This window comes from Ruegeria sp. AD2(2025) (assembly GCF_056542385.1).
The window spans coordinates 1-13734 of the sequence record NZ_JBQFZS010000015.1 but is presented as its reverse complement, the minus strand read 5'-3'; the positions used below and the strand labels follow the sequence as shown (position 1 = coordinate 13734).

Annotated in this window: 13 protein-coding genes, 1 other RNA gene and 1 riboswitch; of the genes, 6 read left to right on the top strand and 8 right to left on the bottom strand. The window is 62.2% G+C overall.

What is annotated here, in order from left to right; translation table 11 throughout:
• Both ACR1XV_RS19940 and ACR1XV_RS19935 read right to left on the bottom strand, forming a co-directional pair.
• Positions 1-1911, bottom strand: coding sequence for an extracellular solute-binding protein (locus tag ACR1XV_RS19940; protein WP_480534585.1), 1911 nt, complete (start codon positions 1909-1911; stop codon positions 1-3).
• Positions 1912-2088: 177 nt separating this feature from the next.
• A complete protein-coding gene (locus ACR1XV_RS19935; RefSeq protein WP_480534583.1) occupies positions 2089-2598 on the bottom strand; it encodes a c-type cytochrome in 510 nt (169 codons plus the stop codon).
• Between the two features lie 121 nt (positions 2599-2719).
• Here ACR1XV_RS19935 and ACR1XV_RS19930 point away from each other — a divergent pair, with 121 nt between their 5' ends.
• Positions 2720-3553, top strand: a complete 834-nt coding sequence (locus ACR1XV_RS19930; protein WP_480534581.1) for a prephenate dehydratase — start codon at positions 2720-2722, stop codon at positions 3551-3553.
• A 7-nt stretch (positions 3554-3560) separates the two neighbouring features.
• Here ACR1XV_RS19930 and ACR1XV_RS19925 read toward each other — a convergent pair whose 3' ends face one another.
• The 4 genes from ACR1XV_RS19925 to nudC are packed head-to-tail and all read right to left on the bottom strand — an operon-like array spanning position 3561 to position 6112.
• Positions 3561-4100, bottom strand: a complete 540-nt coding sequence (locus ACR1XV_RS19925) for a chloramphenicol phosphotransferase CPT family protein (protein WP_480534579.1) — start codon at positions 4098-4100, stop codon at positions 3561-3563.
• Positions 4101-4136: 36 nt separating this feature from the next.
• On the bottom strand, positions 4137-4607 hold the full coding sequence (locus ACR1XV_RS19920) for an N-acetyltransferase family protein (protein WP_480534577.1): 471 nt from the start codon (positions 4605-4607) through the stop codon (positions 4137-4139).
• Between the two features lie 12 nt (positions 4608-4619).
• A complete protein-coding gene (locus ACR1XV_RS19915; protein WP_480534575.1) occupies positions 4620-5087 on the bottom strand; it encodes an SRPBCC family protein in 468 nt (155 codons plus the stop codon).
• A 41-nt stretch (positions 5088-5128) separates the two neighbouring features.
• Positions 5129-6112, bottom strand: coding sequence for an NAD(+) diphosphatase (gene nudC, locus ACR1XV_RS19910; RefSeq protein WP_480534573.1), 984 nt, complete (start codon positions 6110-6112; stop codon positions 5129-5131).
• Positions 6113-6291: 179 nt separating this feature from the next.
• On the opposite strand from nudC, the gene ACR1XV_RS19905 reads away from it, so the two are divergent.
• The 3 genes from ACR1XV_RS19905 (at position 6292) to rsgA (ending at position 9498) form a co-directional block, all read left to right on the top strand.
• The gene (locus ACR1XV_RS19905; protein WP_480534571.1) at positions 6292-8172 is read left to right on the top strand and encodes a bifunctional 2',3'-cyclic-nucleotide 2'-phosphodiesterase/3'-nucleotidase; all 1881 of its coding nucleotides are present in this window, start codon (positions 6292-6294) and stop codon (positions 8170-8172) included.
• 38 nt (positions 8173-8210) lie between these two features.
• An RNA gene (ffs, locus tag ACR1XV_RS19900) (signal recognition particle sRNA small type) lies at positions 8211-8309 on the top strand.
• A gap of 160 nt (positions 8310-8469) precedes the next feature.
• Positions 8470-9498 (top strand): ribosome small subunit-dependent GTPase A, encoded by a 1029-nt coding sequence (gene rsgA, locus ACR1XV_RS19895; RefSeq protein WP_480534569.1) that lies wholly within the window; start codon positions 8470-8472, stop codon positions 9496-9498.
• Between the two features lie 18 nt (positions 9499-9516).
• Here rsgA and ACR1XV_RS19890 read toward each other — a convergent pair whose 3' ends face one another.
• Complete coding sequence (locus ACR1XV_RS19890) at positions 9517-10374, bottom strand: alpha/beta hydrolase family protein (protein ID WP_480534566.1); 858 nt, start codon at positions 10372-10374, stop codon at positions 9517-9519.
• A 121-nt stretch (positions 10375-10495) separates the two neighbouring features.
• A riboswitch (cobalamin riboswitch) is annotated at positions 10496-10718 on the top strand.
• Positions 10719-10912: 194 nt separating this feature from the next.
• Here ACR1XV_RS19890 and ACR1XV_RS19885 point away from each other — a divergent pair.
• Positions 10913-11215, top strand: a complete 303-nt coding sequence (locus tag ACR1XV_RS19885) for a hypothetical protein (RefSeq protein WP_480534564.1) — start codon at positions 10913-10915, stop codon at positions 11213-11215.
• A 3-nt stretch (positions 11216-11218) separates the two neighbouring features.
• Here ACR1XV_RS19885 and ACR1XV_RS19880 read toward each other — a convergent pair whose 3' ends face one another.
• On the bottom strand, positions 11219-11722 hold the full coding sequence (locus tag ACR1XV_RS19880) for a protein-tyrosine phosphatase family protein (protein WP_480534562.1): 504 nt from the start codon (positions 11720-11722) through the stop codon (positions 11219-11221).
• A 168-nt stretch (positions 11723-11890) separates the two neighbouring features.
• On the opposite strand from ACR1XV_RS19880, the gene ACR1XV_RS19875 reads away from it, so the two are divergent.
• A complete protein-coding gene (locus ACR1XV_RS19875) occupies positions 11891-13639 on the top strand; it encodes a DNA polymerase III subunit gamma/tau (protein ID WP_480534560.1) in 1749 nt (582 codons plus the stop codon).
• Positions 13640-13734 lie beyond the last annotated feature (95 nt).

The following is a 13734-nucleotide window of genomic DNA, read 5'->3' as shown; positions in this document are numbered from 1 at the left end:
TTACCGCAGCGCGCCTTTCGCTTTCAGTTCGGCCTCTTTCTCGGGGTTGACCCACCACAGGTCCAGATAGCCCAGCGTAAACGGGGGCAGGTTTTCGGGGTATTCATACATATCGTAGTAAGCTGTCCAATAGTCCGCCACATACCCATCGGGGATGACGAAGAACTCATAGCGCAACACGCGGTCCAGCGCCATAAGCGCTGCGTCCTGTTCCGCCTGATTTGTGGTGTCGAATGACGCTTCGATCACGGCATCCACCAGCGGGCTGGCAAGGCCAGCCGGGTTGAACAGGCTGAACGCCGCCTCTTTCGATCCATACATCTGACTGAGGCCGCCGCCCGTCGACAGGAACGAACCATACCGACTCGAATACACCATGTCGTAGTCACGCTCGCGCCGACGCAGGGTGAACTGGGCCGGGTCAACCTTTTCTGCGGTCGCATCGACGCCGATGGATTGCAGGTTCTGCACATAGGTCTCGATCATCGTGGCGGTCGAGGTCGGGATGCTGGACGCGTAAGGGATATTCACCTTCAGCGTCTGCCCTTCCGCATTCCGGCGCAGGTTACCATCACCTACGGGCCATCCGGCCTCGTCCAGCAGCTTTGAGGCCTTACGCAGATTGCGCCGGTCATTCAGACGGGCCGGGTTGGATTCATGCGTCACAAGTGCGGGTTCGCTCAGCACCTCGGCCGGGACGATATCGCCGAGCGATTCCAAGAACTCCAGTTCCGCACCTTCCGGCGCGCCGGTTGCTTCGATATGCGTGCCCTGCACGAACGAGTTGCGGGGCGTGTTCAATCCGAACATCAGGGATTCATTGGCCCATTCAAAATTAAACGCCAGCGCCAGCGCCTTGCGTACATTCTTGTCGGCAAATTGCGGCTTACCCAGATTGAAGACAAACCCCGACGGGGTCGGCGGGCTGCCATCGGCGATCTCATCACGCACCACGGACCCTTCGCTGAGTTTCGGGAAATCATAGCCCGACGCCCAGAGCTTGGGATCACTCTCGATCCGCATGGTGTATTCTCCGGCCTTGAACCCCTCGAACGCGGCGGTCTGGTCGGCAAAATACTCGACCCGGATGGTGTCATAGTTGTTGCGACCAACGTTGAAAGGCAGATCCTGGCCCCAATAGTCATCCCGGCGTTTATAGACGATGCGGCGGTTGATGTCGTAGCTGTCTAGCTTGTAAGGACCGGAGCCGACAGCGACCTCGAGCCTTGGTTCATCCAGACGACGGCTTTCATCCGCCTCAAACCACGCTTTCGAGAACACAGTCGTCGACCCGACCGTCTCAATCAGGCCGCGTCGCGTCACATCCGGGCTGAAGGTGAACTTTACGGTGTGATCGTCCAGAGCCTCGGCCCCGGTGACCATGCGACCCACCGCCTGCGCGTACGAGGGCAGGCCCTGTTCGATGAACAAACGGTGGCTGAACACCACATCCTCGGCGGTCACGGGCGTGCCGTCCCAGAATGTCGCCTCGGGGCGCATGTGGAAGATCACATAATTGCGGCCTTCGTCATACTCCATGCTTTCGGCCAGAACCCCGTAATACTGGCCCACACTGTCGGCGGTCGACTCGATCAACGAGTCATATTGCAGAGTGGTCAGCGCCCCCGGGCGGCCTTTCCGCGAGTAGGGGTTCAGAGAATCAAACGTCCCCGACCCGGCCAGCGACAACTCTCCGCCCTTTGGGGCATCGGGATTGACATAGTTCAGATGCGGATAATCAGCCGGATAATCCAGATTGCCAAAATAGGAATAGCCATGGCTGCGCGTGACACCATCCTCGGCGGCCGAGGCAAAGCTGCCCGCTGACAGGACAACTGCCGCTGAAATCCCCAATGCTGCAGCCCATGACTGAAATTCGGGCGGGCGCAGGGCGGTCAGAAGGGATTTCATCGTTGCTCATCCTCTGGGTCGTTGACGTCTTTAATCTTCGTGCGCGCCAGCTAAAAGGCCAACACTTACTGTTGCAAGTTTAGAATGCGTGAACGCTTTGTGAAGTTCCTGTCAGACAAAAAATAAAGCCGCTGCACGAGAGCAGCGGCTTTGAAACCTGCAATTCTGATCGAATGATCAGTTGCCGATGGTCTGCAGATACGCAATCAGGTCGGCGCGTTCCTGCGGTTTTTTCAGGCCCGCAAAGCTCATGGATGTGCCCGAGATATAGGCGCTGGGGCGGGTCAGGAACGCGTCCAGAGCCTCAGGCGTCCAGTTGCCACCATGCGCCTGCATCGAGGCCGAATAGCCGGTGAAACCCTTGGCCGATGCAACCGGGCGGTCGACGATACCATACAGGTAGGGGCCGGTGCCGTTCGCGCCGTCTTCAAGCTTGTGGCAGGCGGTGCATTTGCGGAACACACGCGCGCCCTTTTCCGGGTCGGCTGCGGCCAGCATGTCTTCGAATACAACCTCTTCCCCGTCGGCGCTTTCGCCCGAGCTTTCGGTTTCGATAATATAGGAAGCCTCGGCATGATGGCTATCGGTGCTATAGAGGACGTCCGCCCCCCATTTCGCCAGAAGCAGCACCAGGAAGGTGCCGAACAGGCCTGCAGCGGCCTTGGTAACTGTCATCGTGTCGAACATTTTGATCGCGAGTCCATTTCAGCTGTCTGCGGGGTGTCTAAGGCTTCCCCTGACAAGAGGCAAGGTATAGACACCGCGACGAAACGCCCAATTCGCGAACTTGTTGCACGGAATCGACCAAATGACCAAACGTATCGCATTTCAGGGAGAGCCCGGCGCCTATAGCCACGAGGCTTGCCGCAATGCCCGCCCGGATATGGACGCCCTGCCCTGCCGTACTTTCGAGGATGTAATCGAATCAGTGCGCTCGGGCGAGGCCGAACTGGCGATGCTGCCGGTTGAGAACACCACCTATGGCCGGGTTGCCGATATCCACCGCCTGCTGCCCCATAGCGGGTTGCATATCATCGATGAGGCCTTTGTGCGGGTACATATCAACCTGCTGGGAGTGCCGGGTGCAAAGCTTGAAGACATCTCCGAGGCGCATTCTCATCTGGTCCTGCTGCCGCAATGCGCGGGTTTTCTGAAACAGCACGATATCCGGGGCCGCGTCAGCCCCGACAACGCCCGTGCCGCGCGCGAGGTGGCCGAGGCCGGTGACATCCACTCGGCCGCGCTGGCCAGCGAGTTGGCCGGTGAGATTTACGGGTTGAACGTGCTGGCGCGCCATATCGAAGATCAGGGCGACAACACCACCCGTTTTCTGGTCATGTCGCGCGAGGCAAATCTGTCGCGCCGCGGCGATCACGGGATGATCACCAGCTTCGTCTTTCAGGTCCGCAACATCCCTGCCGCGCTGTATAAGGCGATGGGCGGATTTGCCACCAACGGTGTCAACATGACCAAGCTGGAAAGCTATATGGTCGACGGCTCGTTCACCGCGACGCAGTTTTACGCGGACATCGTGGGCCACCCCGATGACCGCAATGTGCAGCTGGCGATGGACGAATTGGAGCACTTCACCACCAATGTCGAACTGCTGGGCGTCTACCCCGCAGCGCAGCCGCGCGGGTGAAGGCGGGCTATTCGGGCCCCGAAAACTCTGAACACCGTCGCCCCGAGCGCCATAGGTCGAGGATTGTCGCCACGTTTGCGTCCGCGCTCTCGGTCGCGTCGACCTCTAGGTCGTATACTCTTCCAAGATGTATGGAGCGTTCATCCCGGGCGGCGCTGCCCACTTGGCGGTCGCCGCGGGCAAGTTCTCGTTGCACCAACACGTCCACGGGGCAACGGACGGCAACGAACAGAACGTCATGGCCCGCGAAACCTTGCTTCAGGGCATCAATCCATCCCGGTGTATCGAGAATATGTTCAACGATCAGGTTGTTGCCTGCATTCGCGTAGGCCGCAAGGGACGCGTGAAAGCCATCAAATGTCGCCGACCGGCTTTCGGCCCAGTCGAAATGACCCTGCCGGAATCGCTGCATCGGCAAGACGCCCGAATCCCGCAGATGGTCGATCGAGACGTGCCAGAAGGGGACCTCGGCCTTGTTCTGCAACTCTTGGGCGATGGTCGACTTGCCGCTGCTTGAGGCACCGTGCAGGAAGATGATCTGCGCCATGTCTGTTCTTCCCCCTGCAGCACTAATCGGATGACGCTATCCGAGGTCGAAGGACTTTGAAATAGCCTCTGCGCTCTGCCTATAGTCGCGAAACCCCATCGCCTCATAGTAGGCCAGACCCTCGGCATTGCCCGCTCCGATGGTGGCGTCGATGGCCGGCAGACCCGCGGCCTGTGCCGCTGTCAGAGTGACGTCGAACAGCGCCCGTCCAACGCCGCGGCGCGCGGCTGTTGGGGCAATATGTGTCCCGATGATGCCCCATCCGGTTGCCACACCATAAGGATTGCCCCCGATCGCCAGTTTGAGCGATTGAAACCCTAGAACCTCACCCGTCGCCGCAACCGCGACCGAGCATCGGATTTGATGAGGACCATTGATGTAGTGGGACAGCGCGAACGCGGCATCGCTTGGCTTGGTGCGTTTGCCCGCCTGGGTCAGAGCCTGCAGCACTGCGGACATTCCCGCCGCGTCACTGTCCCGAGCCTCTCGAATAGTGATCTGAGCCATTCGGCTTACCCCTCAGGCCCCGTGCAGGTGGCGTTCTTCCAGCTCGCGCGCAAAGTCGCTGAGGCGAGTCTGGAACTGGCGGCGAAATCTGGACTGGCCCAGTTTCAGCGATTGCAGCAACAGCCGCGCGGGCAGCGTTTTTGCGCCCAGCGACGTCGCAATGCTCAGCCGCGTGCGGCGCTGGGACAGGGCCAGCAATTCGATCACCGTGTCGCCGTTCATGCCCTTGCTGCTGGCCTCGAACCGCATCAGCGACGGCGTCTCGCATTCGGCCAGCAATACCGAGATCTGGCGCGGTTTGCCGCGGATGTTCAGCTCGGTCTCCCACGTCGCCCCGGCCTGCGGGGTCCCGTATCCGGCCGTGCGGCGCACCTCGATCCCGCGGCGCATGGCCATCCGTTCGAAACGTTCGAAATCGGCGACCATGGCAAACACCGTGTCGATCGGAACCTCGATATCTTCCTGCGCTGAAAACTGCATCTCGTTTCTTTTCCATCCCCGGGCTCGGGGCCAGTTTCTCGTTAGTCCAGTGTGTCTGCAAGCCAATGCTGCAGCAAAAAATGCGCAATCGCGCCTTTTCGGGCGGGCAGCAGCCGGGGGTGATCCCCGGCAAAGACCTCCATCATCTCGGTCCGGCTGACCCAGATCGCATCCTCGATCTCGACCGGATCAATCTCGATTTCGGGGGACAGGGCCTGGCCCGCGCAACCGAACATCAGCGAGGCCGGAAATGGCCAGGGCTGGCTGGCCAGATAGCGCACCGCGCCGACCGGCACGCCCGCCTCTTCCATAACTTCGCGCCGCACCGCCGCCTCAAGCGTCTCGCCGGGTTCGACAAACCCGGCCAGCAGCGAATACATCCCCTCGGGCCAGCCGGGCGATCGCCCCATCAGCACCGAGTTGCCATGCGTAATCAGCATGATCACCACCGGGTCGGTGCGTGGGAAGTGCTGCCCCCCACAGGCGGGGCAACTGCGTTGCCATCCACCCTGAGACATCTCGCTGGCCGCGCCGCAGCGGGCGCAGAACCGGTGCGTTTCGTGCCAGCCGATCACCGCCTTGGCGGTCGCCGCCAGTTCGGCATCGCGCGGGCTGAGGCGGGTCATGATTCGTCGCAGCTCGGCAAAGACATGGCCGTCCGGCAGGTCCGGGTGCTGCTGTTCGCTGCGATCCACAAAGGCGCCTACATCGGCCAGATCCAGCCCTTCGGCAGCCCAACCCGAGATATCCATGGCAAAAAGCGGCATGCCATCGTCCGACAGGCCCAGCAGAACCGGCTGTTCTATCACGCCGCCCGGCCCGTGTTGCAGAACCTTGTGATCCATCGGGATCAGGGCCAACGTGTCCAACCCCTCGCCCTGCACCAGCAGCTTGCCGCGCCACAGCAACAGGCAACGCGCCGCCGGATCGTCATAGGTCTGCGCCAGTTTCCCCGCATCGCCGCGCAGCAATCCCGCCCGGTTCAGCCCCGAGCCGCCAAATGTGACCTGTTCCGCACGCTTCATGCCTGTTGTCCTCAAGTACCGGGCAAAGGGCTGCCATGTCTTTGGACCCGGCGCAACGGGTATTCACCAGCGAAATTATTTTCGTCTGCCGCCGAAAGACCGCAGCATTGCCCCGGAATTTGCACTAAGTCATCCTCATGGTGAATATCGAGTTACTTTGACAGCCAGAAGTAGAAATTTTGAAATCCAGTCCATCGTCACGCCCACAACAAGGGGGCCGTTCCGGCGCATCCCTGCGGATATTGGCGACCTCTGACCTGCATATGCATCTGACGGCATTCGATTATTACGCCGACAGCCCGACCACCGATATCGGCCTGACCCGCACGGCCAGCCTGATCCGCGCCGCGCGCGAGGAGGCTCGGCGAGAAGGTGCCTTGGTTCTGTTGGTCGATAATGGAGACGCGCTGCAGGGAACCCCGTTCGGTGACTGGGCAGCGGAGGCCGCGCCCGATGCGCACCCGCTGCCCGCTGCGTTCAACGCGCTGGGGTATGATGCGGTGGGGCTGGGGAATCATGATTTCGGCTTCGGGCTGGAGTTTGTCGATGGCATCGCCGCGCAGAATGCCTGCCCCATGGTGTGCAGCAACATGCGCGCAACCAATGGACCGCAGGGGTGGCTGCCCTATCTCGTTTTGGATCGGCACGTCAGCGTCAACGGGCAGGAGGTTCCAATCCGGATCGGCGTCCTGTCGCTCGTGCCACCGCAAACCGCGCAATGGGAAGCGCATGTGCTTCACGGTCAGGTCGAAGTGACCGACATTTTGTCCGCAGCCCGGCAGACTGTGTCAGACCTTGAGGGCGAAGGGTGCGATCTGGTTGTTGCGCTGGCGCATTCGGGGTTGAACGACGCAAAGGCGAAAGTCGGTCTTGAAAACGCGACGATCCCATTGGCCGCACTGGCTGGGATCGATGTCATTGTTGCAGGTCATACCCATCTGACCTTGCCGGGCAAGGCGCATGCAGAACTGCCTTTTGTCGATCACGAGAAGGGCTTGGTACATGGCAAACCGGTCGTGATGCAGGGATGGGGGGGCTCGCATCTTGGCGTCATCGATCTGGAGCTTGAGCAAGACCCGCAGCGCGGTTGGACTGTTGTGGACAGCCGGGTCGAGGCCGTTCCGATCAAGACCGACGCCGGGCTCACACCCGAAGACGCCGAGATCGCCCGACTCTTTGCCGAAGGCCATGCCGAAACGCGCAAGCGGGTTGCCAAGCCAGTGGGGTCGGTGCCGCAAACGCTGCACAGCTATTTCTCGTACTGTGCGCCGGACCGGGGTTTGGCGCTGATGGCAGCAGCACAGGCGGCTGCGGTGCGCCCTTACCTTGTTGGGACAGACTGCGAGGGTCTGCCCATTCTGTCGGCCACCGCACCAGCAAAATTCGGTGGCCGTGCAGGCCCCGGGCACTACACCGAAGTTCAGGCAGGCGACATATCGATCCGCCACGTCGCCAATATGCACGTGTTTCCCAATGAACTGCGCGCGGTCCGTGTGACGGGAGCGCAGCTGCGCGATTGGCTGGAGATGTCTGCAGGGGTATTCAACCAGCTTTACGCAAAAGGACCCGTGGACCTGATCGATTCTGATCGGGCCGGGTTTAACTTTGACGTCCTGCACGGTGCAACATACCAGATTGATCCGACGCAACCGGCCCGCTTCGACAGCTCGGGCCAGCTGACCGACCCGGCCCATCGACGCATCCGGGCGCTTGCGGTGAACGGCGAACCGGTCGCTGCCGATCAGAGTTTTGTCATCGCGACCAATAACTATCGCGCCAGCGGCGGCGGGCATTTTCCCTTTGCTGATCAGCTACAGATGATCACACTGCCCGCGCTGCGTATTCATGATCTTTTGTGCGACTACCTATCTGGAAAATGCCCCAAAGATCTTTTGGAACAGGCACCGCGTCCGTTCACGTTGACCGCGCCAACCGGGACCGAAGCAATTCTGCGGACGGGCCCCGGCGCGCGCGCCTATATGGATGAGCTCGCCGAATACGCTCCACGCCTCCTACCCCTGGATGACGACGGGTTTCTGCCCGTTCATCTGACCCTGTGACGGGTTGCCAAGGCCACGCAGCGCGCCTATATGGGGGGCGAGAGGTTGGCGCGGGCGAGCGCCTCGCCAACCTGGTCAGGTCCGGAAGGAAGCAGCCACAACGAGTCCCGCTTGGGTCGATGTCCAGCCTCTCACCTGAACCAACCCATAGCCGCAGGAGGGCTTTATGATTGTAGCAAAAACCCTTCGGGCAGCCCGGTTCTGATCCTCAGCGATCTTCTGACTGCCTGAACACATGACCAGCGGATGCGCGATTGCCATCCGACGGACACGCTGTTTCTGATCACAGGCAGAGCAATGTATCTTTCCCTCTCGGACCTCGGATGGTCCTCTCATTTCGCCGCGCAACACGCGGCCAACCCTTCATGCCAACCTTTTCGCATCACCGCCGTGCACCGGGACCGGCTGATCGGTCTCAGCCCGGATGGCGAATCCCCGCTGCTGACCCCGGACCGCCCGACGGGCGATTATACGGTCGGCGACTGGGTTCTGGCGGACGCAGACAACCGCGTCCGGCACCTGCTGGACCGGCGCAGCCTGCTGCAACGCCGGGCGGCTGGCACCGGAGCTTCGGCACAACTGATCGCTGCCAACGTCGACGTGCTGTTCATCATCAGTTCGTGCAACGCCGATTTCAGCCTGCCCCGGCTGGAGCGTTATCTGGCGCTGGCCCATCAGGCCGGAAGCTATCCGGTGATCGTGCTGACAAAGGCCGACATATCGGATGCGCCCGAGACCTATGTGCAGCAGGTACAGGCCATCGACCCGTTTCTGACGGTACTTGCGATCAATGCGCTGGACCCGACTGAGATCGAACAGGTTCTGTCATGGTGTCCAAAGGGCCAGACCGGCGCACTAGTGGGCTCATCCGGTGTTGGCAAGACGACGCTGGCCAATGCCATGACCGGGCAGGATCAAGCCACGGCAGGCATCCGCGAGGACGATGCGAGGGGGCGGCACACCACCACCGCTCGCGCGCTGCACCGCATGCGCAACGGTGGATGGCTGATCGACACGCCCGGCATGCGCGCCTTGCGGTTACTGGACGCGCAGGAAGGTGTGGACGAGGTGTTCTCGGACCTCATGGAGCTTGGCAAGAACTGCCGGTTCTCGGATTGCCAGCACGAGGCGGAGCCCGGCTGTGCCGTGCAGGCCGCGATCCAAGACAGTGCGCTTGATCCCTCACGGCTGGAGCGGTGGCGCAAGCTGCGGCGGGAGGATCAGCGCAACTCGGAAACTATCGCGCAGTCTCGTGCCCGCGACAAAGCGTTCGGCAAGATGGTGCGCGGAGTCATGCAAGAGAAGAAATCGCGCAAGCGACTGTGACCGGCAGGCCTCGTCTGATCAGGCGATCAGGCGGGGCCAGACGGCAGCGTTACGCCGGGCGAAAACACCGATATGGCCGACCTTGGACAATCCGAACTCTTGCGGTGACAGCAGATGACGGCGCGCGGCGGGACCGTAGAGATCGGCGAGCCGCCAGACCGCCTCGGGCGGCACCATCTGGTCGTCTTCGAAGGCAAACAGATCAACAGGCCCGCCTATGCTGGACCATCGCGCGGCGGGCAGGGTCTGTCCGATCTCGGGCAGATAGCTGTCGGGCGCGGTGCACCATTTGCGCCATTGCCAATAAACCCCGGCGGGCAGATTTTCACCAAAGCCCAGCGCCTTACCCGGCAGATAGCCCAGCGCACGCGCCGCTAGCGGCGCGTGACCGTACCAAAACAATGCAGCCAGGGCACGATAGGGCCACGGGTGATCCGATAGCGTCACGAGCCCGGAACAGACACAGATCATCCGGTCAATACGGTCAATATCGGGTTGCACCGGCCCCAGCATCGCCCCCAACGAGTGGCCAATGCTCCAGAGTTTTGCTTGCGGAAACCGCCGCCGCATCTCAGTGCGCGCGGCCGGGATATCGATCAGCGCCCAATCCGCCATCGTCACCGTCGACGCCTTCTGCGGCCCGGTCAGGGACTGGCCAAAATCGCGATAGTCATAGGTCAGGCAAGCCATTCCATGCTCAGCCACCAACCAGCGGGCGAAATGCTGATAATAGTCACGCGGCACCCCGGTCGCATTGTTGATCACGACGACCGTTTCCGGCTCTGACGCGGGCCGGTAGAGCCGCGCCGACAGCATCGCAGGGCCGGAGGGGAACCGGAAATCTTCCGTCATCACGGTCTGCTGCGCATCTAACATTGGGTCCTCTGGCACAATCTGAACCGATCAGTTCATTTCGTCACCGCAGAGTCAAGATTGACGTAAAGGGACCACTAGCGGGCCGCGCCCGCCAATTCGCTTGACTCGATGCCCGCCCAACCGCTAGCGATGCGGTGATGGTTCCCGCGCCTTTGACCAAGGCCGGGATGAAAAGGGAACACGGTGCGGCCCTGCCCGGCGACAACCGGAACGGACCAAATCCGCGACTGCCCCCGCAACTGTAAGCGTTGAGCAATGCCGAAATGCCACTGGCCGAAAGGCTGGGAAGGTCGGCAAAGCGATGACCCGCAAGTCAGGAGACCTGCCATCGGAACAGAAACTGAAACTCGGGCGGGGTGTCCGGGCAGGTCCTGACAGCAAAGCGCCGTCCAACCTGTTTCACGCCCTCAGCCCCACGCGCGGAGGGCGCAGTATGATATGGAAGACCGGAACCCACCAGTTCTCGGCAACAATTTGCCAAAGGACGGGGAAAACCTGTCCGGCTTTGGCGCGAATCGCACGGGCACTGGCCAATTCGATGACCAAGGCTGCGCCAGCAACAACTGCAGATTTCGAGATTCAGGGCAGCAGTGAACTGACGCACTGCGCTGACGGGTGCACCGCCCGTTTTCGCGCCCGCGCGGCCGAAATCAGAGTATTCTGCGGAACCGGATCAGACCAGGCCATCGAGCAACTGGACAGCTATGCAGACCTGTTGTTCGGCTCCGAGACCGCAGCCTTGTCGACGGATATCCTGACGACACCGCCTTGCGCGATGCTCGAAGCGTTGACGCTGTCTCGGGGCGCACCGATGCAAGCCGAGTGCCGCCCGTCAGCTTGATCTTCAGCCCGCCGCCAGAATGCCGGCGGGCGCAATCGACCATTCCATCTGCGCATCGGTTTCGACGGCACAGGGCCGCAACGCGCGCAACCGCTGCAACGCCGCATCAGGATGCTCTCCGCATTCTATCATCAAACGCAATACGATCATGCCAGAGCGACCGCAGCCGCCCCTGCAGTGAACCAGAATCCGCCCACCGCCTGACAGCGCATGACGCGCTGCGGCGCTGACCTCGACCCAGCGTTCGTCGACCTCGGGCGATGGCGTGCCATAATCCTCGACCGGCAAATGAACCCAGCGGCAGGCGCGGCTTCGCACGTCGATCCCGAAATCTCTTGCGCCATCGAGTATCATCTCGACCTCGGTCGCCATTGACAGGATCAGGCCGGGTTTCCAATCGGCCACGGCATCAAGATCACTCTGATAATCGCCCCCCCGACCCGGCATGGATGTCAGCGCAAGCGTTCCTCCGCCAACCTGAAGTGCGTGGATAACCATCTCAGACATTCTACGTTCCCCCCGAAACGTTGATCGCAAGATCTTCATACTGTCTTCAAGTGTCCGATCTTAACCGCGTGGCCCGGCATTCCAAAACGAAAATCATGAAGGCGGGCGGTGGACGCGGACAGCGGGGGCCTCTACGCTGCGGCAGAACTCGAATCCGCGAAAGCAGACATGACCGACACGCCCAGCCCCGCCTATCAGGTTCTCGCCCGCAAATACCGCCCGGAAACCTTCGCCGATCTGGTCGGTCAGGACGCCATGGTGCGCACCCTGAAAAACGCGTTCGAGGCGGACCGGATCGCGCAGGCTTTCATCATGACCGGCATTCGCGGCACCGGCAAAACCACCACCGCCCGGATCATCGCCAAGGGCATGAACTGCATCGGCCCGGATGGTGAAGGCAAGCCCACGACCGAGCCTTGCGGCCAATGCGAACATTGCGTGGCCATCATGGAAGGCCGCCATGTCGACGTGATGGAAATGGACGCCGCCAGCCGCACCGGCGTGAACGATATCCGCGAGATCATCGACAGCGTCCGCTATCGCGCCGCCTCGGCCCGTTACAAGATCTACATCATCGACGAGGTCCACATGCTCTCGACCAGCGCCTTCAACGCGCTGCTCAAGACGCTTGAGGAACCGCCCGAGCATGTAAAGTTCATCTTCGCCACCACCGAGATTCGCAAGGTCCCAGTGACGGTGCTGTCACGCTGCCAGCGCTTCGACCTGCGCCGGATCGAGCCCGAGGACATGATCGGCCTGCTGCGCAAGATCGCCGACGCCGAAGGGGCCCAAATCGCCGAGGATGCGCTTGCGTTGATCACCCGCGCCGCTGAAGGCTCGGCCCGCGATGCGACCTCGCTGCTGGACCAGGCCATATCCCATGGCGCGGGCGAGACCAGCGCCGATCAGGTGCGTGCGATGCTGGGTCTGGCCGACCGGGGCCGGGTGCTGGACCTGATCGACATGATCCTGCGCGGCGACGCGGCGGGGGCCCTGACCGAACTCAGCGCCCAATACGCCGAAGGGGCCGATCCGCTGGCCGTGCTGCGCGACCTTGCCGAGATCACCCATTGGGTGTCGGTCGTGAAAATCACACCCGACGCTGCCGAGGATCCAACCGTTTCCCCCGACGAACGCGCCCGGGGCCAGCAAATGGCCGACGCCTTGCCAATGCGTGTGCTGACCCGCATGTGGCAGATGCTGCTGAAAGCGCTCGAGGAGGTCTCGGCGGCCCCCAACGCCATGATGGCCGCCGAAATGGCCGTGATCCGCCTGACCCATGTGGCCGACCTGCCCAGCCCCGAAGAGCTGATCAAACGGCTGCAGGATAGCCCTCCGCCCCCTACCGGCGGACCGGGCGGCGGCATCGCGGCCCCGGCTGCGCCTGCTCAGCAACCGGCCCCGCGGGCATACGCATCACCCCCGCGCAGCCCCGCGGGCGCTCCGACCGCTGCGCTGGCGGAGGACGTGACGACTGCTCTGGCGCGCTATCCCAGCTTCGAGCACGTGGTCGAACTGATCCGCGCCAACCGCGACGTCAAGCTGCTGGTCGAGGTCGAAAATGGCGTGCGGCTGACCGCATACCAGCCCGGACGCATCGAATTCACCCCGACGGACAATGCCCCGACCGACCTGTCACAGCGTCTGGGGGCCGCGCTGCAACGCTGGACCGGGAACCGGTGGGCGGTATCGATCGTATCGGACGGCGACGCGCCAACCATCGCCGAACTCCGCGATGCCGCCGAAACCGCGCTGCGGACCGAAGCGGAAGCACATCCGCTGGTTCAGGCTGTTTTGGTGCAGTTCCCCCAGGCGCGGATTACCAGGATCGAAACCCCGGAGCAACGCGCGGCGCAAGTCGAAACCGAGGCGCTGCCCGAGGTCGAGGACGAATGGGATCCGTTCGAAGAGGACTGATCAATCGCACAAACCCTCCCGCGCCCGCCACGGGCCATCGGCTGCCGCCGATCCCCTGAGCGGCCTTGGGCCCGGCAGCGCGGGCAAGGCCCGCG

Excerpts from the sequence above, each read along its gene's own strand:
- ACR1XV_RS19940 (WP_480534585.1), bottom strand. The coding sequence starts at position 1,911 with ATGAAATCCCTTCTGACCGCCCTGCGCCCGCCCGAATTTCAGTCATGG.
- ACR1XV_RS19935 (WP_480534583.1), bottom strand. The coding sequence starts at position 2,598 with ATGTTCGACACGATGACAGTTACCAAGGCCGCTGCAGGCCTGTTCGGC.
- ACR1XV_RS19930 (WP_480534581.1), top strand. The coding sequence starts at position 2,720 with ATGACCAAACGTATCGCATTTCAGGGAGAGCCCGGCGCCTATAGCCAC.
- ACR1XV_RS19925 (WP_480534579.1), bottom strand. The coding sequence starts at position 4,100 with ATGGCGCAGATCATCTTCCTGCACGGTGCCTCAAGCAGCGGCAAGTCG.
- ACR1XV_RS19920 (WP_480534577.1), bottom strand. The coding sequence starts at position 4,607 with ATGGCTCAGATCACTATTCGAGAGGCTCGGGACAGTGACGCGGCGGGA.
- ACR1XV_RS19915 (WP_480534575.1), bottom strand. The coding sequence starts at position 5,087 with ATGCAGTTTTCAGCGCAGGAAGATATCGAGGTTCCGATCGACACGGTG.
- nudC (WP_480534573.1), bottom strand. The coding sequence starts at position 6,112 with ATGAAGCGTGCGGAACAGGTCACATTTGGCGGCTCGGGGCTGAACCGG.
- rsgA (WP_480534569.1), top strand. The coding sequence starts at position 8,470 with ATGTATCTTTCCCTCTCGGACCTCGGATGGTCCTCTCATTTCGCCGCG.
- ACR1XV_RS19890 (WP_480534566.1), bottom strand. The coding sequence starts at position 10,374 with ATGTTAGATGCGCAGCAGACCGTGATGACGGAAGATTTCCGGTTCCCC.
- ACR1XV_RS19885 (WP_480534564.1), top strand. The coding sequence starts at position 10,913 with ATGACCAAGGCTGCGCCAGCAACAACTGCAGATTTCGAGATTCAGGGC.
- ACR1XV_RS19880 (WP_480534562.1), bottom strand. The coding sequence starts at position 11,722 with ATGTCTGAGATGGTTATCCACGCACTTCAGGTTGGCGGAGGAACGCTT.
- ACR1XV_RS19875 (WP_480534560.1), top strand. The coding sequence starts at position 11,891 with ATGACCGACACGCCCAGCCCCGCCTATCAGGTTCTCGCCCGCAAATAC.